Raw genomic sequence first — 20,440 nt, 5'->3', positions numbered from 1 at the left:
TATGAAAACTCAGCGATCCCGCCAAAGTTTCGACCCTTTCAAGCGCTACTCCGGCGTCTATCAACAACAGGGTAGGATGTTCACCGATTCCGATTGGAACGAACTCTCCGATCTCGTCCGGAGCCGCCTCTCCGACGCCCTTCAGGATGTCATTGGATCCGGCACACCGCGCGGAGACGGCCTCGTCGTCCCGGATGGAGCAGGTGGCCTCACCCTGCAATGGGGGCGGGTCTACGTCGATGGGATCGCAGCCGAATGTCTCCCGGCGGAGACGGCGGATCTCTTTCTCTCCTTCGACTACAGCAAGCAAGCCGATTTCCCCGACGCGCCTCCCCTTCCGGAAACGGACTACTTTCTCTACGTCGATGTCTGGGAACGCACGGTCACTTTTTTAGAAGATGATGATCTCCGCGATCCCGGCCTCCACGGCGCGGACACCTGCACACGCACCCAGACGATGGCCCAGGTGAAATGGGCACCGACGCATCTCGACCCGAGGGACGAGCACCTCAACCCACCGATCGGCGACGCACTTCTTACGCTCCAGCTCCGCCAGGGCCAGACCACACCCGACCCGTGTGACCCCTGCGCCCACGAATTCCAACTCGCGGACAAGGTCGGCAACTACCTGTTCCGGGTGGAGATCCACGATGCCGTCTACGACAGCGAAGCGACCCTCACCGAGTTCACCATGAAATGGTCCAGCGAGAATGGCGCGGAGCACTACCAGGCGGGATCGGAACCAAAAGGGTTCAAAGGATCCGACTGGGTTTTCGAATTCTTTCACGGTCCGGATGGTGCCTTCGCGACAGAGAAGCACCTCGGACGTCACCTGTCGGATGCCCCCGCTTGGTCCCCGGCACTTGGCGAACTTTTCCACGGCTACCCTGATGTTTTGCCTGCGGACAAGCCCTTTGTTAGACGCTGGGATGGCGCGGCCACCTTCGTGCGCTCCGGTGACCAATGGGAGCTGAAAGCCGAGAGCGACGGCAGTGATCGCGGCATTTCACTCAGCGAAGGATCCAGCGAATCCGCACCCGGCCACGTGACCTCCGGCCCAGCGATTTCCATCAATCTCGATGCCTTCGATCTGCAGCTCAACCTGGTCGATGCCGTCCTCATCTCCGGCGATTACTGGGAAGCACCTGTCCGGGAAACGATCCACGAATCCGGCGACCTTCTGCTCGAGAATGCCTTGCCACACGGCATCGAACATCACTACTTGCTGCTTGGGGAAATGCGCGATGGCGAATTTCTCCTCGACGACGATGGCGTCTGCCAACGCTTCGAATTTCCGCCGCTGACCGACATCACGGCGGACGATGTCTGCTACGAAAACGGAGCCTGCGAGATGCCCGGAGTCCGGTCGGTGCAGGATGCGCTCGATCACCTTTGTCAGCAGAAAGACCTGCGCTGGCACAACAAGCACCTGCATGGATGGGGAGTGGTCTGTGGCCTCAAGGTTCACTGCGCCCCACCCCTGATCGACGGCGACCCTTCCGAGGAGTCGGTCGAGCTACGTCGCCGCAGCATCCGCGTGCAGAAAGGCTACGCGCTCGATTGCGAAGGCAATGATCTCGTCGTGAATGGCGTGATGCCGCTGGATCTCGTGACTGCGGTCGAGGGTCTGGACGAAGAAAACCCCAACGACCCCATCCTCAAGGAGGGCAATGGCACCGTCTCCCTCTATCTGGAACTCGATCAGGAAACAGGGTCTCCGGCACTGGTCGTCGAGAGGTTCAGGGATGAGGACAGCACCTTTGCATCGATGATGCAGGGCACCCTGCTCTTCGATTTTTACAATGACTGCATCGTCGGACTGCTCGAGGACCTGAAAGAGGAATTCGATTTTTCCGGCGTCACCGACGTCGCGGCCGACACCAATGCGGATATCGAGATCGGCCTTCAGCGTCGGCGTTTTGTGGAACTCATGCACCTCTTCATGCAGTTCGCAGTGCCCACGCATGGACGCTACATCCTCATCGCCCGCAACGATCACCACATCCTCCGGCAGTTCTACGAAACGCTGCGCGCCCGACTTCAAAGCCGGACCTACTGCGGCATGTTCCGTGGAAACGAGTTCCCCCAATACCCCTTCCCGGAGAATGAACGCAGAACCCACACGCTCTTCGGCAAGAATGGACATACCAAACTCATCGTCTCTCCGGATGGTGAGCATATCTTCACCTACGGCGGAGCAAACCGCTTCATCAACATCTTCTCCGCCAAGGAACAGGCATTGGTGAACATCGTCCCGATGCAGGCGGGCGAAGGCGCGGAGATCCAGGCGATCAGCTTCAACCAGGACGGCAGCCGACTCTACGCCGCCGCCACCTTGCGCGAAGATGATACCATTTTCGGCTTCGCCGATGTTCGGGGTTCCCAGCTTGATTGGCGAAGAACGACGATCCTCTGCGACATCGACATTGTGGCGATGGAAATCTCGCCAAAGGAAGAGGGCCTCATCTACGCCATCGGACTGGACACCGGACTCTACCTTCTCCGCCACGATTCGCTATTCGACGATGTCGAGAAACTGGAGATGGCTCCTAAGTTTGCCTTTCCCGCCTCGGGCCACCTCGCCATCAATCACGACGAAGGCGTCGCCTACGCAACCGCCTCCCGCAAAGGCGGCATTGAGGCGATCCACTACGATCACTTCGTAATCCTCAATCTCGCCGATCTTGGTCAGGGCGATCTCCTGCCACCAAGCAGTGAAATCCCGCTGGGCAACGCCAGTGAAAACCAGCCACTCACCGGAGTGGACGGACTGGCCTTGGGTGAGAGCAACGGCCGCCAACGCGCCCTCCACATCGTCGCCAACCCCGCCGTCTCCGGAGGACAAAAAGCGGTCTTCACCTACCAGATCGAAGCTGGCACCAAAGTGTCGGAATCCATCGTCTCAATCGATATCGAAGATAGCCCGGCCAGCCTGCTCTTCCACCCTGGGCACCGCCGGCTTCTCGTGAGCCTCGCTTCCAGCTTCCGCATCATCAGCATCGACCCGACTGGAAAGCAGGAAATCCAGCCGCGTCTTCCCGTGCAGGTCCAACCCGAGGCCATGGCACTGGATCCCAAGGAAAACCTCTACGTGCTGAATTTCCTCAGCAATACTATCACCTCGATCCCCAATGAAGAGATCGTTGTGGATCAATCCTACCTCGATCAACTCGCCCGTTACCGACGAGATGTCATCCTCGCCTTTCTCGCGCTGTTCAGCGGACTGCTCCAGTACTTGAAGGATTGCTTCTGCGAGAAGTTGTTAGTCGACTGCCCGCAGTGTGAGGAGGGCGACAAGGTCTACCTCGGCGTCGTCGAAATCCGGGATCACCGGGTGGACAAAATCTGCAACTTCGCCAAACGCAAAGAGGTCCACACCTTCCCGAAGCGCGATTACTGGTTGTCGCTCATCCCGATCGCGCCACTCATCAAGAAGGCGGTCGAAAAAGTCTGCTGCCTCGCGCTTCCGGATTACTTGATGAAATTCGCGCCCAACATCACCGAGCGACTCTCCATCACCCCTCTGGATCCCCAGTCGGAGAAGCGATCATCCTACCCGGCCCAGTCGATTTCCAACGCCTACACAGGCTACCAAAGAACCGACATCAAAGGTGGTGCCAGCGATTACAGGAAAAGCATTTCCACTTACGGAAAAATGGGAGTCGACGCTGCCATCGCTCAAGGTGCCCTCCTTAAAATCAGCCCATCCGGTATCAAAAAGACCACTCTGGTCAACGCCGAGGCAGCCGTTGCGGAAGTCGAACTGGCAAACCATGGAATCGAAGTCGCCGAAGTTAAACAATACGACCCCCAATCGACCGAGGCACTGAAGAAATTCCGCCAAACCCCGACTCGTATTCCAAAAGGGGCCAAGGTGGATATCTATGAAAAAGACGGTCGAGTCATCTACTACGCACTCGCGGAAACTCCGAAAACCTCCGGATCGATCGAGGGTGTCCCGGTCGAACTGAAGGAGGAGATCGACTCACTGGAACGCCGGAAGAGCGAACTCGCGGATATGCAAAGCCTCCGCGCCGAGATGGAGTCCATGAAAGCGGATTTCACCAAACTCCGCACCGACCGCCAAGCCGAGGAACAGAAACTCATCGAACTCCAAACCAAGAAGTCAAAAGCGGCGGAAGAGTTCACCAAGCTGGATCAGGAAATGGCCCGCATCGCCGCCAGCCACCAGGAACTGAAAGTCGAGATCGCCAAGGACCGCCCGGTGAAGGAAGTCACCACCGTCACCCCGGAGGTCGACGCCCACCTTCGCGAACTCGGCATCCGGCGCGTCGAGGAGCTATCCCTCGCCAAGCCTGCCGACCTCGTCAAATCCGGGGTGCTCACCAAAACCCAGGCCGAAAAAATCATCACCAGTGCCAAGTCCAGCCTGAAGTAGGATCCGGATTTTCGTCGACGCCATGAAAGCGAAAGTGAATGAGGTCAAACCTGCTGCCACGCAGCGGGCAAAGCCTCGTCCGTTTTCGTACCAGAGCGAAAAGGCGCATCAGGCATCGGTAGCCTCAGTCCTTGGGGACCGCTCGGCCACCATGGATAATCTGGGACTGCAGGCCGAACTCAAAGTCAATACCGGAGGCGATCGTTGGGAACGGGAAGCTCAGAGCGTCGCCCGTCAGGTGACTACCCGGTCGCAAGAATCCAATCCGCAAATCTCACCCAAACCAACGTCGCTGCAGAAGGAATCGCAACCGGGAAGCAGCAACGGATCTCCCATCGGAGCCGCCCCCCAGCGGAAGGTCCAGCAAGCGCTCGCCAGACCTGGCACCGGAATGGATCGGGACACCCGGGAAACGATGGAGTCAAAATTTGGACGGGACTTCAGCAATGTCCGCATCCATACCGATTCCACAGCCGCCCGCTCGGCGGACGCGATCCAGGCGAATGCCTACACCAAGGGAGACCACATTTTTTTTGGTGAGAATCAATACCAGCCTGCCTCACGGAAGGGACGAACCCTGCTCGCCCATGAACTGACTCATGTGCTGCAACAGGGCGGCTCGAAAAACACGATGATCCAGCGGGATGATCCGCCGACATCCAGTGAGCGAACTCCGCCACCTCGCGTCGCTCTGGCGTTTTCCCTGTCGGGAATTCATCTGGCGCCATCCGAGGAGGCGGTATTCGAGCAGGGAGTTCCGCTACGCGAGCAGTATATCCGGATGCTTGCCGCTAAATTGGTCCGCCCCGCCGACTTTAGCGAGGACCTGGTCGAACGCCTCCACAGGCATCTACTAGGAAGTCAGTATTTCGTAACCTTCCAGCCGGCGGAAGAGGGAACCACCGCCATCCGCCCCATCAATATCAGTCTGCCGATCAGCTTTGAAGCGCTCAATTGGCTCTACCAGGAGTTGAAATCCTCCGACAACCAGGACCCCTTGGAAGTCCTCCGCATCACCCGTGCCCAGCTTGACCTCATCCTATTGGGCTCTGAAATCGACTTCATCTGGCAGCAGATCCATCAGCCCGAAATCGCCTCGGAGATCGGAGCGATTTTTCCGGATTGGTACACCATTCATTTCTTCAGGCAGGACATGGGACATCGCAACACCGTCCTGCAACAGGCGCGGAGCGAACGTCTCAGCGAAGGGGAAATTTCAAACCTCCTCCTCTTCATCCTGGCCGAGGCTGCGATGGAGTCCGCCTACCTCATGGAGGCCTTCCGGGAATATCAGCCCCTTCATGGCGATCCCCTGTTCCGGAGAATGTGGAATCTTCCCGAACTCGAAAACGAGGATGCAGAGGTAAGCGCCCCCGGGCCGGCACAGACCCCCAATCTGGGAGCGATCGGCCTCTTTGTGAGCTTCGCACACTCGCAACCGGCGCTAATGGAACAAGTGGTGATGGGAGCCGAAGCCGATCCCGACCCCAGATTCGCCCTATGGGAGCGGTTCATCCGATTCAATGGACGCACGAGCGCGACCAGCGGTGAGGTCCGCGACCAGGTGCTGTCCGATGGATTCAGCGACAGAAATGCGGAACCCCTGCCTTCGTCGCTCACTGCCATTCCCGCACTCACTCCCCCCTTCTTCGATCTCGCCACGGACAACGATCATGCGTTCTCCATGGACGTGAGTTTCTCCGACAAATTCGAGGCTCTCTCCCATGCCTTCGGAGGCTTCAACTATATCTTTGAAATTATCCGCGTTGAAAATGATAGCCTCGACAACGTGGAGGAGTCCGCAGCTGCCGGTGAGGGGGATGTCGCGGGCTGGGAAGATGTCTGGGATGCCCGGATGAGGCGCCAGGCGCGGTACTTCGGAGCCGATATGGATACCACGGCCGAGGCCATGATGATCGGCTACAGCGAGGAAGAGAAGGGTGTCACCCAGACCCTCGCCCGGTTGAATTTCCACCTCGGACCACAGGGGTCCGGCGTTACCAACCTCGTCGCCATGGGCGCGGCTCTGCGGACTGTCGGGGAGGTCATCAGCACCGTCTTCCTCATGCTCAGCACTCCACGCTATGAGCGCCGCCTGGTTTTCCCGAACGACGGCCTTTACGTGGTGCGGGCCATCTGCACCCCGTCGCTTGATGATGATTCGGAGTACCGCCGCGCACCCAGCATTGCCTGGCTTCCGGTCTGGGCCAGATCACCTGCCGCGATGTCCCGCCTGAGATCCGAGCAGAATGTGCGTCAGTTGATCGCCCAGGAGCTGGCACTCGCGGACGCTCTGAGCTCAAACGAGTGCACTCCTGACATGCTGAGTCCGGAGGATCTTGGCACCCTTCGGACCAGTCTTTACGGCGATGCCGGCGAACTCCTGACCCTTCAACGAAGCCAGTTGGAAGCGAGACGGACAGAAATCTCCGGAATGGAGGATTCGGAAATGCCATTGGCCGAACGACAGGCGGCCATCCGCCAGATTGACCAGCGGATCACGAGCATCAACAACCGTCTCGGAACCCGCACCAGTCGTGGAAACCACGGGAATTCAACCCGGATAGTCGCCAGTTTCGTCAGCGATACGGGCGTCACTATCCAACCTCTCATCGAAGCGACCGACGTGGACGCTTCCGATGAACGCTATCGATACTACGTATCCGACCTCACCAAAGACGATGCAGGGGATGTCACCGGTTCAACCGCCACGGATCGAAACAGAGCTCTACTGGATGCTCTCGAGAAACTATTCGAGCAATCCACAGGTTATGGTCGTGGTAATCTCACCGTCTACATTCCCGAGGAACCCGACGGATTCTCCCATCCAGATCAGTTCTCGAATGGCAGCACCCACACCATCCGTATCGAAGCCGCCTTCGATGCCATCGTGATGGAATCGGTGGAAAGCGTGACCACCCTCATTTCCGTGGCGGCGATGGTCGCCGCACCATTCACCGGAGGCGCATCCCTCGCGATTCTTCTCCCGGTCGGCATCATTGGATCCGTTCCCGCCGCCTACCGCGTCGGCACCCGCCTGGAATCCTCCACCTTTCGCTGGGACATGCAGACCGCCATGGACCTGGTGGATATCATCGGGTCGTTTCTTTCCGGAGGCGAAGCGGTTTCCGGCGGTCTCAGACTGTTTCGCACCGCGAAGTTCCTGGGTGTCATGGGCAGCGGCCTCGATGGACTCAGCATCCTCGCCGTCAATTGGCAGACCATTCGCGCGCTCCAGTCCCTACCACCCGGCCTGTCAGAGGGAGAACGGCGTCTTGCGATCATGCGCACACTCGGCGGTGCCCTACAGGCAAATGGAATGGCAGTCGGAGGCCGCATGCTTGCCCAGGCGGGTGATGGAGTCCGCGCCGATCTCCCCGATGTCCCCCGCACCGATACCAGCACTCCGGAAGCGAGCACCCGTGCGGCTGATTCACCGCGTGTCGAGGCAGATCTTCCGCCCACCGAAGTCACCCCTGCACCTCAGACAGAAGTACCGACCAGAACATCCGTGGAAGGCGGCTCATCGTCCCCCCGCCCGGAAACCAGCCGCAGGCCGCAGAGAACCCCCGCCCTCGAGAGCCCACGCCCAGCCTCTTCTGCCGAAACCGCAGGTGCCATACCCGGAAGCAACTTCCATGGAAACGGCCGAGCCCAATCCGAACCGGAAGCGGTGGCCGCCCAGGCGCGTGAAGTCATGGGTGAAGTGGCAACCCGTCTGAACATGGAAATTCAACCGGACGGAAGCGTGACCTTCACCAACCCCGAGGGAGTCCGGATCACAATCCATACCGAGACGGAGGCCCCCATTCATGGAAACCAATCGCAGGTCGCCCGATTTATCCGCGAGCGAGAGGGAGCATATGACATTCATCTATCAGACCGCCCCAACAACGAAGATATCGCACGAGCTCTCACCCATGAGTTGGCCGAAATCCGCGCGATCGAGGCAGGGGTACCCATTTCCCACCGGTCGTCACTTGTTCCGGGAAGTTCACGAAGCGAACTCACCGCGAATGATCATGGGCGCTTGGCGGAGATCGCCTTTCTCGATAGTCAGATCCAGGCGGCGGGGAATGATCCCCAGACAAGGCAACGACTTCAGGGTGAGCTGGAAAACCTCCTGCTGGACATGGGAATGGTGTACGGCAGGCATTCCGAGACCAGAAGGGAAATGATGAGCTCCGCCTTGGGAGACCCGGACCTTTCCGCCCGCCTGGCCGCGACCATGGAGCACATCGGCCCGGATCCCCGCTATGCACTCGATCCGGATTCGCCCGTAGGGGATCCATTGACCCAGGCGAGACATCGCCAGCGCTTTGGCGACCGTGAACGCTACATGTCATGGGAAGACTTCCAATTCGCCTACGCAGCCCTCAATAAGAAAACGACCCTCACCCCGGAGCAGCTCTGGGCACACTGGGTCGCCGGCCGCGTCCCCGGGACCAGCGATTCCCAACCGGCAAACGGCCTCTGGCTGAACGGATTCGGCAGCGGCAGGCAGACCGGACAACTCTACAATCCCGATAGTGGCGGTGCGACAACTCCGGGGTACGAGGCAAGTCTGACCGACTACACGCAGGTCGCCGGGGCTCCCGTGCCGGCTGGCACCACCGATCCATTGATCGCCCAACGGGACCGCGCCCAGCAGATCCGGGACCGTTTCCAGCATTCCGCCGAATGGAGCGCTGACAGATTCCCCGAAATCTCCCAACGCCTTGCCGATGCCGGACGTGTCTATGGCGCACTGATGAACCGCGCGTCCGAGGCACTCGGAGAAGCCGCCGCACGGTCCTTCGGCCAGGCTCGTGCCGAAGCACTGGCCCAAAGTCTTGGCGGAAACAGAACCGTCATCGAGGAACCCGCCGTGCGCACCGGCGCGGGATCATTCGACATTGTTTTCCGCGTATCCGGAACCCCCGAGCACTTCATCGTGATCGAGGCAAAGGGAGGAACATCCGACCTGGGAAATCGTGACGGGGTGGGAACCGCCACCGGAGCCCGCGTGCAGCAGGGAAGTCGCGCCTATCTCGATAGCCTGCTGGCCTTCATGACCTCTAGCAGCAGGAGACCGGCCGAGCAAAGCCTGGGAGGCAAAATTCAGGATGCATTGCGAAACTCCAACTTGGAATATTTTGTCGTCACCCAGCCGATCATTCAAAACGGCGGGACAACCACCCTGGGCGCCCCCACTGTCCGTCAGGCGAATATTTACTAAACCGTGAAAATCCTTCCCGCTCACTATTCCCTGCCCGGCCCCTCCGTCGCCGAACGCTACGACCGTATGGCGGCCGACCTCGGAAAGTGGAAGTCGAAACTGGAAACAAGTCCACAGGCGCTCAGCAGCTTTCCAAGCTACGCTTGTCAGATGGCGGCCCTTGCCCACGCACTCGGCAAGCCTGCCGAAGAGATCCGCCACTGGTGCCGCTTCGCACTCGACTCAGGAATTGCCTCGCTCCAGTCGGCGTTCACACCGCAGGGACAGGCCATCGAAGTCAGTCTATCCGGCGATCCGGTTTCCCTCGCCGCCTTGGGAGAACAGAGCCAATTCGCACCCACGGACTGGCGGGCCTGCTTTTACCTCTCCCTGATTCTCCACGACCGGGAATCCAGGTATTTTTTGATAAAGAATGAAGCCGGGATGATCGGGAAAAAGTCACCAACGGTTCCGCACCCATGGTTCGGGCAAATCAGTTCGCTATTGGTCCACTTGACGCTTGATCGCAAAAGAGAGTGGGAGAATGGCTACGACGGGCTTGTCGAAACGCTCAAGAACCAGCCCTCTCTTCCCCCGTTTGTCACAGCCGTGGAAATCCCCGTCCTCAAGCTCGGGGAGGAAATCATCCACACCAGCACGGAAAACTGGGACAGCCTGATTGAGCAGGCCTTGACTGCCCACTCGCACTTTTTCGCCGCCGATCCCACCCGTGCCGAGGACCCCTACGGGTTCATCGCCTGGGGTCCGCTGGCCATGCAGGATTTCGCGGCCACCAAAGGTTTCGGAAATGGGGTTGAAAGCCCCTACCTGCCGGCCAGCCTCCTATAGACCTCTCCCGGCTCACGCCCTACTACCTCTTGGCATTGAGCCCGAGCGCTGCGCTTTCGCGATTCCTCGTCAACCTTCGAATCGGCAATCCCACGCGCTGCCGAGACACCCTCTTTTCTACCAATGATTCGGTGATTGACCCCAAGCATTCTTCGTCGAGCCTCGTGCCCCCAATCATGACGACCGTTCTCGATATCCTAGACAAGGGCACCGCCTACTTGGAAAAACGCGGCATCGAGGAAGCGAGACGGAACATGCAGATGCTCGTCGCCCACCAGCTCGGTTGCAGCCGCGTCGAGCTCTACGTGCGCTTCGATCACCCCATCGACGACAGCGACCTCGAACCCCTGCGGATCGCCCTGAAGAAGCGCGGCGAAGGAATCCCGATCCAGCACTTGTTAGGCACTGTTTATTTTCGAAATCACGAGTTCAAGACCGACGCACGAGGCCTGATCCCGCGTCCCGAGACCGAGGAACTTGCTGAGTGGCTGGCGAAGCACGTGACGCTCTCCGAGGGTGGCCGCATTCTCGACATGGGTTGTGGCTCCGGCGTTCTCGGCCTTTCGCTCGCCGCCGATTTTCCGAAGGCGGAGGTGACCCTCGCCGACGTCTCGCCCGATGCTCTCGCGCTCGCTCGGGAAAACGCCGAATTCACCGAACTCAGCGTCTCATTTCTCCAGAGCGACCTTTTTTCCGAGATCCCCGAGGACCAGAGCTTCGACCTCATCGTCGCCAATCTCCCCTACGTTCCCGATGCCGAGGAGCTCGCCCCGGAAGTCCGCCATGACCCCGCCTTGGCGCTTTTCGGTGGAGCCGATGGCATGGATCTGATCCGCCGCTTCATCCCCGAAGCCGCCAAACGGCTGGCACCCGGCGGCTGGCTGGCCCTTGAAATCGGGCATGACCAATCGGTCGAGACGGAAAAGCTGCTGCACGCCGCTTCCCTCACCGACGTCTTGACACTCAAGGACCTCTCGGGCATCCCCCGATTCCCTATCGCGAAGCGCGGATCAGTTTGATCATGGGTGCTTGATCATTGAAAAATTAAGAAAATGGATAAACTTCTCGTTCACGGCGGCACTCCGATTCACGGAACCATCACCATCTCCGGCTCCAAGAACGCCTCCCTGCCGATTCTCGCCGCCACTCTCCTGACCGAGGAAGACTGCGTCATCCGCCGGGTGCCCGACGTTTCGGACACCAACTACATGGTCCAGATTCTCACCGGTCTTGGCTCCGACGTGGAACGCTTTTCCGGCACCGTGCGCGTCACCGCCGCGGAAATTTCCGATACCGCCCCCTACGACATCGTCCGCCGCATGCGCGCCTCAGTCTGCATGATGGGCCCGCTCCTCGCCCGCAAGAAGCGCTGCGTCGTCGCCCTTCCCGGCGGTTGCGTCATCGGCGATCGCCCGATTGACCTTCACATCCGCGGCCTCGAAGCCCTCGGTGCCACCGCCGAAGTCGAAGGCGGCAACGTGATCCTTTCCGCGCCGAATGGTCTCAAAGGTGCAAACATCGACCTCTGTGGCGACAACGGCCCGACCGTCCTCGGCACCGACAACGTGATGATGGCCGCCACCCTTGCCGAAGGGACCACCACCATCACCTCCGCCGCCTGCGAACCTGAAGTCGTCGACCTCGCCGACTTCCTCAACGCCATGGGCGCCAAGGTCAGCGGAGCCGGCACCCCGGTCATCACCATCGAAGGCGTGGAGAAACTCCATGGCTGCGTGCACAACGTCATCCCGGACCGCATCGAAGCCGGCACCTTCATGGCCGCCGCCGCGCTCGCTGGCGAGGGCGTCACCCTGCGCCGCGTCAACGAAGGCCACCTCGCCGCCATTACCCAAGCACTACGCAAGGCCGGCCATCAGGTTCACTTCAACGACTCCGGTGACGTCTGCACCGTGCACCGCGGAGACACGCCGATGCCCGCCGAGATCGTCACCGAACCCTACCCCGGCTACCCGACCGACATGCAGGCGCAAATGACCGCGCTGTTCGTCACCACCCCGGGTACGAGCGTCGTCGTCGACACCATCTTCCCCCAGCGCTTCATGCACTGCGCCGAGCTCAAGCGCATGGGTGCCGACATCTCGCTCAGCGAGGGCAAAGCCATCATCAAAGGGGTCAAGGGCCTCAGTGCCGCCCCCGTCATGGCCAGCGACCTCCGCGCCTCCGCCGCGCTTGTCCTGGCCGCTCTCACCGCCAAAGGCACCACTGAGATCAACCGCCTCTATCACATCGACCGCGGTTACGAGCACATCGACGAAAAGCTCCTCGCCCTCGGCGCCAACGTCGAACGAGTCAGAGAGTAGGGCAAGCTGGTCACAATCCCGCGGCGCTCAGATCTTCCTAAGCACACCATTCGAATCTCCGAAGTCCTTTTTCTGGACTCCGAACTCGTTGAGCATCCTGACATAGAGATTCGACATCGGTGTGTCCTCTCCGAGATCGACATGCCTGCCCGGATTGAAGACTCCGCCTCCATTCCCCGCGACCACGATCGGAATGTTGTCGTTGTTATGCCGGTTGCCGTCCGCCAGGCAGCTTCCGTAAACGACCATGGAATTGTGTAGCAGGCTCTTGCCGTCGACATCCTCGACCGCCTTCATTTTCTCCATGAAGTAGGCCATCTGCTCCATGTAAAAGCGGTCGATCTTGGCAATTTTCTCGAGATTGTCCTTCTTGCCCTGATGGTGGGAAATGCTGTGGTGGCCCTCGGAAACGCCGAGCTCGCGAAAGCTTCGGTTGCTGCCCTCGTGCTCCAGCAGGAAGGTCGCAATGCGGGTCGAGTCGGTTTTGAATGCCAGCACCATCATGTCCATGAGAAGGCGCACGTGTTCACTGAAAGTCGCCCCCTTCCCTTCGGGAGCATCCACGCCCGGATCAGGCGGCAGCCCCAACGCCTCGACCTTCTCAATCTGCAGCTCAATCTCGCGCACGCCGGTCAGATACTCGTCGACTTTCTGACGATCGTTGCGTCCCAGATGTTTGTGCAGCGCTTTGGCATCTTCCTGAATGAAATCGAGCAGCGATCTCTTCGAGGCGTAGCGCTGGCCAAGACTCGCGATTCGCTCGTTGGCACCACCTCCGCCGAAAAGCCGTTCAAAGACCGCACGTGGGTTGGACTCCGGCGTCATCGGCTGATTCTCGGAGCGCCAGGAAATATTGTAAACATAGGCGCATGAGTAGCCCGAATCACAAACGCCCGACTTCCTCACGCCTGCCGTGGTCAATTCGAGCGAGGGAAACCGCGTCAGATCCTTCGCCGCCATGGCCGCGACCTGGTCGACCGAGACACCCAGGTGGATATCGGAACCTGCGGTCTTCTTGGCGCGCTGGCCGGTGAGGAAAGTCGCGCTCCCCCGGGCATGATCTCCTGCCCCATCACCTCCCGTTGTGGCGTTCTTATGTTCGAAGCCGCTGAATACCTGAAAATCATCCCTGAGGTGCTCGACCGGCGCGAAGGTCTCGCCCAATTTGGCGTTCTCACCCGAGCCCGAAGGCCTCCATTTCTTCACGTTTACCCCGTTGGGAACATAGAGATAGGCCATCCGCAGCGGCGCACCACTCGCCGTCGTGCCAAGTGCCCTCGCGCTTGCCTCCGCTGCAAGCAGCGGCCGGAACGCTTCCAGGCCCGGCAAAGCCATGGAAACCCCCAAGCCACGAAGGAAACTCCGACGGGAAAGATTGCTGAAGTCCTGTCTCATGCTGCGATAGATACCTGAATTCCAGAGATAATCATTCAAACTTTTGGGAGAAGCCCTCAATCACTGCCACGACGCTTTTGAAACGGAGCACTTTCGATGATGCCCATGATCAACTCCTCCAGCTTTCCGTCCTTCTTCTTCAGTCGATCCACCAGCAGATCGATCGTCGGCGCATCGAAATACTCGACCCCGCGACCAATCGCGAAAGTCAGGAGTTTTTCAGATAGGCAGCGGTAAAAGTCATCCCTCCGATCGGTCGCGAGAATTTCCTTCAGCTCCGCCACATTGGCGAACTTCTCGCCGGTCAGCAGCTCACCGGCGGCATCGATCGGCTTGCCGTGCTCAGTCACCCGGTAGCGGCCAAGCGCATCAAAATTTTCCAAGCCAAGCCCGATCGGGTCCATCCGCGCATGGCATCCACGGCAGTCCGGCTTGTCGCGGTGGATCTGCATCATCTCGCGCATCGTCGGATTGCTCCCGGCCTCCCTGGACGCTTCCTCCAACTCGGGAGTATTCGGTGGAGGCGGCGGCGCGGGGGTGCCAAGGAGGTTGTCCAACACGAAAAGTCCCCTCTTCACGGGCGAAGTGCGGGTCGGGTTCGAAGATACGATCAGATACGAACCGTGGGTCAGCACCCCGCCGCGTTCGGGATGCGCCGTCAGATCCACCGGCACGAAATCCTCTCCCGCCACTCCTTCAATCCCATAGAACTTCGCCAGCCGCTCATTGAGAAAAGAGTAACGGGCCGAGATCATCTCCTCCACCGGCCGACCATTCATCAGAATGAACTCGAAGAGCATCTCTGTCTCGATGCGCATGTCGTCCAGCAGGCGGACGTTGAAGATCCGGGACGCATCATCCCGTCTCCGCAACCCGAGGATGCGATGCGGCTCAAGCGGCACCGTGGTCACATCCCGGGTTTGCAGCCACTGCCCGACGAAATCCATTACCAGCCTCTTCGCCTTGGGATCCCCCAGCATGCGCTTCACCTGCTCCTTGAGGTTCGCACGCAGCTTCTTGTTGAAGGCCAGGCTAAGCAACTCATCGTCGGGAACGGATCCCCACAGAAAAAACGAGAGCCGCGACGCGAGCGCGTATTCATCTAACAAAACCACTTTTTCCGGATTGTCAGGTTCCGGCTGGATCTCGACGCGGAAAAGGAAGCGAGGCGAACAAAGGCAGGTCGTGATCGCTTCCCTGATGCCGTCTTCGAAGGATTTCCCAGCCTGAGCATCGACTTCTTTCACAATTGCCACCAATCGATCAATCGTCGGATCCTCGATCGGACGTCGAAACGCCCGGCTCACGAAGCTCCGCATGATTTTGCGCGCATAGCGTTCCTTGTCCGCGGCATTCCCGGAAGGCTCTCCATCCACGAAAATCATCCGGTAGCCCTTGGAATATTCGCGATGCTCGCCTCCCAAGGGCCCCTTGATCACGACCCGATGAACCACGAGCGCCTGCTCCTCCTGACCGTCGCCAGCCGGTTTCTCGGGAGTCACCTCGACTTCAAAAGCCGATCGACCCTTTTTCAGGGGAACCGTGCCTTGAAGCTTGATGATCTCACGCTGGTCCCAGCCCATCACTTCCTCCCCCAGTTCCTTTCCTCCACATTTCACCTTCAGCACCGCCTCCTGATCCGTCGCCTCCGCAGCACCGCGAATCTGGTACTCCACCGTCACCTCATACTCCCCGTCCCACTTGATCTCCGGGTGCGCCACTACCCTCGACTTTTCCTTAAACGGAATCCACCGGCCGGTCTCGTTTTCATCTTCCGACTGTTGGAATTTATTTCCCTCGATCACCTTCACCGGCACCTGACGACTGCTTCCTTTCGGGAGCGCCCTCATCACCACCTCTTCCGCAGCGGAAATGTACTTCTCCATCAGCAGCGGCGAGATCGAGAGAACATCGCCGTTGTTGTCGAAGCCGTAACCGGAATCATCCGGAGGAAAATAATCCTCCGTCTCAAACTCCACCCCGAGCAGATCTTTCACCGCGTATCGATACTCGTTCCGGTTGAGCCGACGAATCGTCACTCGACCAGGATCAGGATGCTCGGGATCCAGCCTGAAGACCGATCTCTCGATCCACTCCAGCACCTTCTTTTTCTCGACGATCTCGAGCTGGTCCTCATCGGAGGGCGGCATGATCTGACTGCGGATATTCCGCCACACCGGAAGCCAGTGGTTCATGTCGTCGAGGTGCGAGGAGAGGCTCTCGAACTCGTCCATCGCAAAGTCGCCCTTGGAGGTCCCGTCCCCATGGCAGCTGTAGCAGTAAATATCGAGAAGCGGTTCAATCTCCTTCTTATAGTCCTCGCCAGTATCGGCGATGGCCGAAACCGTTGAGATCAAAAGCACAAGAAATCCGCGAATCATTCGAGCCCTACGTTCCATCCTGGAAGTCCTTTCGTCAAACCGCGCAACCATGCTCCCCCTTTCGGGGGAAAATATGAATACCCCGACGGACATCCCCGTCGGACCTGAAGCTCAGCATCTGGAATGAAAGCGACCCTCCTTCTGATCTACCTGCTCGCCTCCGCAGCCATCGCCACGGCCAAGCCCAGCGAGATGGAACGCCGCCTCCAAGAGCAAGAGCGCCAGATCGCCCAGCTCGAAACCGAGAACTCCCAACTCCGGTGGCTCATTGAACGCCGCGGCATCGAGATTCATGACCCATCGCTGACCCGGCCCGTCACAACCAGCCCCGGGAGGCAGAAGAGCGACCCCGCTCGGTCCCACGTCGTGAAAAAGGGAGACACCTTGAGTGCCATCGCCCGCAAGGCCCACACCACTCCCGAGCATCTTGCCTCCCTGAATCAAATCGAAGACCCCGGGCTGCTCCAAATCGGCCAGCGCATTCTCCTCCCCGAAGCCGAGCCTCCCGGTCAGCCCCCATCACCACTCGGACCTCAGACAACAGCCAAGCACATCGTTGCCCCCGGTGAGACACTCTACCGCATCTCCCTGCGCTATGGCATGCCCTTGGATGAGCTCTACCAAGTGAATCCCGGCATCCAAGCCGAGACCCTGCAAGTCGGTCAGGAAATCCAAATCGCCCCCCAAGCGATGCAAGCCTCCGAGTCCAGCAAGCAGCCCGAGCCGCCATTCTCCTGAAATTGGCCGCTCTTTCGACAAGCCCCACCTTCCTGTGCCCTCGGTCACCCAACCTCAAATATCCATCCCTTGGAACTCGCCCTTCGTGAACTAACCCTACGCCCTTTTTCATCGACCAGAAAGCCTACGAATGTTAGTTGTAGGGCACGAACGAATCACTGTCGTTACCTAAATCCATATCAATTGTTAGCTGTGGACGGTCCAAACTATAGATCTCAGCCTACCATTCCGTCATCTCCCCCGTTTCTGACAGACATACTGGTCCCTTTACGACGACGAATTGATCATCTCCAGCGACTGGATGAAGCGTGGTCTGAAACGATGCGGAGCTGGATGATCGAAGGGCGTAATCGGGCAGCGAGCTCAGAGTGTTCTGCGCTGAGTTCACGCGAACGTGAAGTGATGGCCTGGCAGCGGGCTGGAAAAAGTATCGAAGAAACAGCCACGATTCTTGGGATCTCGCCGCGCACCGTCGAAAAACACCGTCAGAATTTGAGCAAGAAACTACGCTCTTGGGAAAGTGGCTCCATCTGAGTCAATCCGAGTATCCCGCCCCTCACCGTGATCCCCCGCGATGTCTTCGTCCTTCCATCTTCTCAGTGCCCGATCCCTGAAGAAAGCACGACATTATCTTGAGACTGCTGCAACTTGTCGGGACTTTTACTCCCTTCAACAGCAGTACCTCAACGAACTTCCGGAACTTCTACCCTCCGAGTCCTCCTGCTGGGATACTTGGGCCCCCGATCGGAGGACGGTTTACGGTCTGACCTGTCCCGACCAGTGGGCTGCTGCAGTGTCGCCGATGATCGATGCAATTCAGTCGACGATCGAGACTCATCCTGTGGTTAGAGCCGGCGAGTGGGTCTCGGGCAAACACTCACCAGCCCGCCTCTCTGACTACTCCAGCCGGCGGCAACTCCGGGAGATTCCGCTCTATCGTGAGGTCTACCGGAAAGTCGACATTGAGTTCCAAATTCTTGCTTCATTTGGCAACCTACCCAGCATGAGTTTTATCGTTTCGCTGAACCGCAAGTCCTCTGACTTCACCAGCGAAGAATTTCAATTGTTGGACTTCGTATCGACTGGGATGGAAGAAATCGCAGGTTTGCTTGATCGCACCCAAACATTCGAGCGACTGGCCAAGAGAACGACCTCCCTGCTTTCACATCGGAGTGGACTATCCGGATGGTCAGAACTGACTCTTAAGGAAATCGAAACCCTCGGTCGGCTAGCCTCTCACTCCAGCCTTACCAATCTTGCAGCGAATGAAGGGGTGAGCCGTTATACCCTCAACGAGCGGCTCGCATCGATTCGCAACAAGATCGGACTTGAAAGCACCGCCCAACTTCGTGCGACTCTCCGCGAGATTTCAGGAACTCCTTCAACCGGGCGAAAATGTGGATCGGCAGAGAGCCCTCCCGGGATATCCTAATGTGAGAAAACCAGTCGCGATTCAAAACACGCCTGGAGACCAACGAAGGCTAAACGCCGGAACAAGCCGCCTCAAGGAAAGGTAACCGGACCGAATGCCACTACTTTAGGAGGACCGTTTGCCGGTGACATGACCGTCTCAGCAATGAGCCTTGGACGGACTGAAGAATACCCCGGCGTAGGCACTTTGGAACCCAACCCGCCTCATGCCGATACGGTCATGCCACACCCTTTTCCCGATTCCCGTGCTAAAGCAGTGCCATTCGTTACAGCCCCCCCTGATCCTTTCCGCCGCCGGGCAGATCGGACCCTGCCATTTCCGTGAGGCGGCGCGCCTCACCTTTGCCAACGAGCTTCTGCATGATTCCGTTGAGTGTCTCCCCCGCACCCTCCTGGATTGCTCTACTGTCACATTTTGGTTTTCAGTGAGTTCTTAGTCGTGACTGAATGGAGCATTAGCAACCTTCCTTTGATGACTGAGTGAGCCTCTCTTTCTGAACTTTCGAGACTTTGTCATGCTGTCCGTCAAGAGATGCAGGCTCAGAACCTCAAAGGCCTGGTCGGCGTAGGACCTTGAAGGCGAACTTACATCATCAAGTAGAACTACGTAGTTTGTGGGGTAGGCAGCCTTCAACCGATACAGATACTTCGCGCAATGGCTGACGCGAGTCAAGATTGGTTCCTTATCCCTCACGCGACGTGGCAGACGGCTTCACCCGCAACCGCCCGTATCGGATCGAGTACTGATCTCTCATCAAGAAGCCAAGACCAACACTAACGTTTCCTCGAACTGAACTGACCTTTTCAAACTTATGAAAGAAAATCTACTATTCATCATTTTCGCGACTGCAGCTTCCCCTGGCGTGGCATGGGCAGGCGATCTAAGCTACCCGTCGGCCGGAACGACCTCGACGATATCATCCGTAGACAGCGAATCTGAGCATTGTTTTGGGCTTGGTATACAAGCCGGCATTCAGGGCATCGGCTTGCACGCCCGCTATGATATTAATCCTTGGCTCTACATGAAGATCGAGGGCAATTATTTCAAATATGACGACACTTTTGATGTCGACGGCACGGATTATCATGGTGACCTTGATCTCAGCAATATCGGCCTGACCGCCAATTTCCTCCCCTTCAACAATGGCTTCCGCGTCACGTTGGGAGGCTATTTCGGCAATAACGAAGCGAGCGGAGTCGCCAATGGAAACGGCCAAACCGTCAGCATCGGGAACAGCGTTTACACCCTCACACAGGGCGATCAGCTTCAAGGTTCAGTTGAGTACAATCAGTTCGCTCCTTATCTGGGCATCGGATGGGATTTTGGCTTCGGTTCGACCTCGTCGTGGGTGTTTGGAATTGATCTCGGGGTCCTTTATCTCGGTGAACCCGACACCCTCGTCAGCGCTTCAGGCCCCATCACAAGCGTCCCAGGATTCGGTGCGGATTTGGCAGCCGAACAGGCCATCTTCGCAGATGACATCAACGACTATCAGTTTCTACCGGTGCTGAAGCTGTCACTTACCTATCGATTCTAGAGACCGCTTCATTCTCGAGTCAGGGATCGGCACCTGGATGCTCATGGACGTCCATCCCCCCACCCACTCCCGACCCTGACGCGACGAGACGAACATTTCTCAAACGGCGTCCAAGCAGGCACAACAACCTGAATTTAAGAACGTCCATCACGTCCCCGACACCTATAGGCATCTTCGCCCCCCCCAACACA

11 protein-coding genes are annotated in these 20,440 nt (G+C 58.6%); 9 read left to right on the top strand and 2 right to left on the bottom strand.

Annotated features, from left to right (window positions below; genetic code table 11):
• The first annotated feature begins 1 nt into the window (after position 1).
• The 5 genes from ACFQY0_RS01460 to murA all read left to right on the top strand — a co-directional run bounded on the left by ACFQY0_RS01460 (position 2) and on the right by murA (position 12,766).
• Positions 2–4,399: a DUF6519 domain-containing protein gene (locus ACFQY0_RS01460; protein WP_379708326.1), complete on the top strand. Its 4,398-nt coding sequence runs from the start codon at positions 2–4 to the stop codon at positions 4,397–4,399.
• Positions 4,400–4,421: 22 nt separating this feature from the next.
• Entirely contained in the window at positions 4,422–9,617 is a 5,196-nt protein-coding gene (locus ACFQY0_RS01455; protein WP_379708324.1) for an eCIS core domain-containing protein, read from the top strand.
• A gap of 3 nt (positions 9,618–9,620) precedes the next feature.
• Positions 9,621–10,445, top strand: coding sequence for an Imm49 family immunity protein (locus tag ACFQY0_RS01450; protein WP_379708322.1), 825 nt, complete (start codon positions 9,621–9,623; stop codon positions 10,443–10,445).
• Between the two features lie 176 nt (positions 10,446–10,621).
• Positions 10,622–11,464, top strand: a complete 843-nt coding sequence (gene prmC, locus ACFQY0_RS01445) for a peptide chain release factor N(5)-glutamine methyltransferase (protein ID WP_379708320.1) — start codon at positions 10,622–10,624, stop codon at positions 11,462–11,464.
• A 33-nt stretch (positions 11,465–11,497) separates the two neighbouring features.
• Positions 11,498–12,766, top strand: a complete 1,269-nt coding sequence (gene murA, locus ACFQY0_RS01440; RefSeq protein ID WP_379708318.1) for a UDP-N-acetylglucosamine 1-carboxyvinyltransferase — start codon at positions 11,498–11,500, stop codon at positions 12,764–12,766.
• A 27-nt stretch (positions 12,767–12,793) separates the two neighbouring features.
• Here the strand turns inward: murA and ACFQY0_RS01435 are convergent, their stop codons facing one another.
• Both ACFQY0_RS01435 and ACFQY0_RS01430 read right to left on the bottom strand, forming a co-directional pair.
• Positions 12,794–14,161, bottom strand: a complete 1,368-nt coding sequence (locus ACFQY0_RS01435; protein ID WP_379708316.1) for a DUF1552 domain-containing protein — start codon at positions 14,159–14,161, stop codon at positions 12,794–12,796.
• Positions 14,162–14,217: 56 nt separating this feature from the next.
• Positions 14,218–16,542, bottom strand: coding sequence for a DUF1592 domain-containing protein (locus tag ACFQY0_RS01430; RefSeq protein WP_379708314.1), 2,325 nt, complete (start codon positions 16,540–16,542; stop codon positions 14,218–14,220).
• Positions 16,543–16,665: 123 nt separating this feature from the next.
• On the opposite strand from ACFQY0_RS01430, the gene ACFQY0_RS01425 reads away from it, so the two are divergent.
• The 4 genes from ACFQY0_RS01425 to ACFQY0_RS01410 all read left to right on the top strand — a co-directional run bounded on the left by ACFQY0_RS01425 (position 16,666) and on the right by ACFQY0_RS01410 (position 20,249).
• A complete protein-coding gene (locus ACFQY0_RS01425; RefSeq protein ID WP_379708312.1) occupies positions 16,666–17,280 on the top strand; it encodes a LysM peptidoglycan-binding domain-containing protein in 615 nt (204 codons plus the stop codon).
• A gap of 321 nt (positions 17,281–17,601) precedes the next feature.
• Complete coding sequence (locus ACFQY0_RS01420) at positions 17,602–17,814, top strand: LuxR C-terminal-related transcriptional regulator (RefSeq protein ID WP_379708310.1); 213 nt, start codon at positions 17,602–17,604, stop codon at positions 17,812–17,814.
• A gap of 40 nt (positions 17,815–17,854) precedes the next feature.
• Positions 17,855–18,712 (top strand): helix-turn-helix transcriptional regulator, encoded by an 858-nt coding sequence (locus ACFQY0_RS01415; RefSeq protein WP_379708308.1) that lies wholly within the window; start codon positions 17,855–17,857, stop codon positions 18,710–18,712.
• A gap of 811 nt (positions 18,713–19,523) precedes the next feature.
• Complete coding sequence (locus ACFQY0_RS01410) at positions 19,524–20,249, top strand: hypothetical protein (RefSeq protein ID WP_379708306.1); 726 nt, start codon at positions 19,524–19,526, stop codon at positions 20,247–20,249.
• The last annotated feature ends 191 nt before the right edge of the window (positions 20,250–20,440 follow it).

Origin of the sequence: Haloferula chungangensis (assembly GCF_042664875.1) — a bacterium.
Lineage (GTDB): Bacteria > Verrucomicrobiota > Verrucomicrobiia > Verrucomicrobiales > Akkermansiaceae > Haloferula > Haloferula chungangensis.
This window is presented reverse-complemented; position numbering and strand designations above follow the sequence as displayed.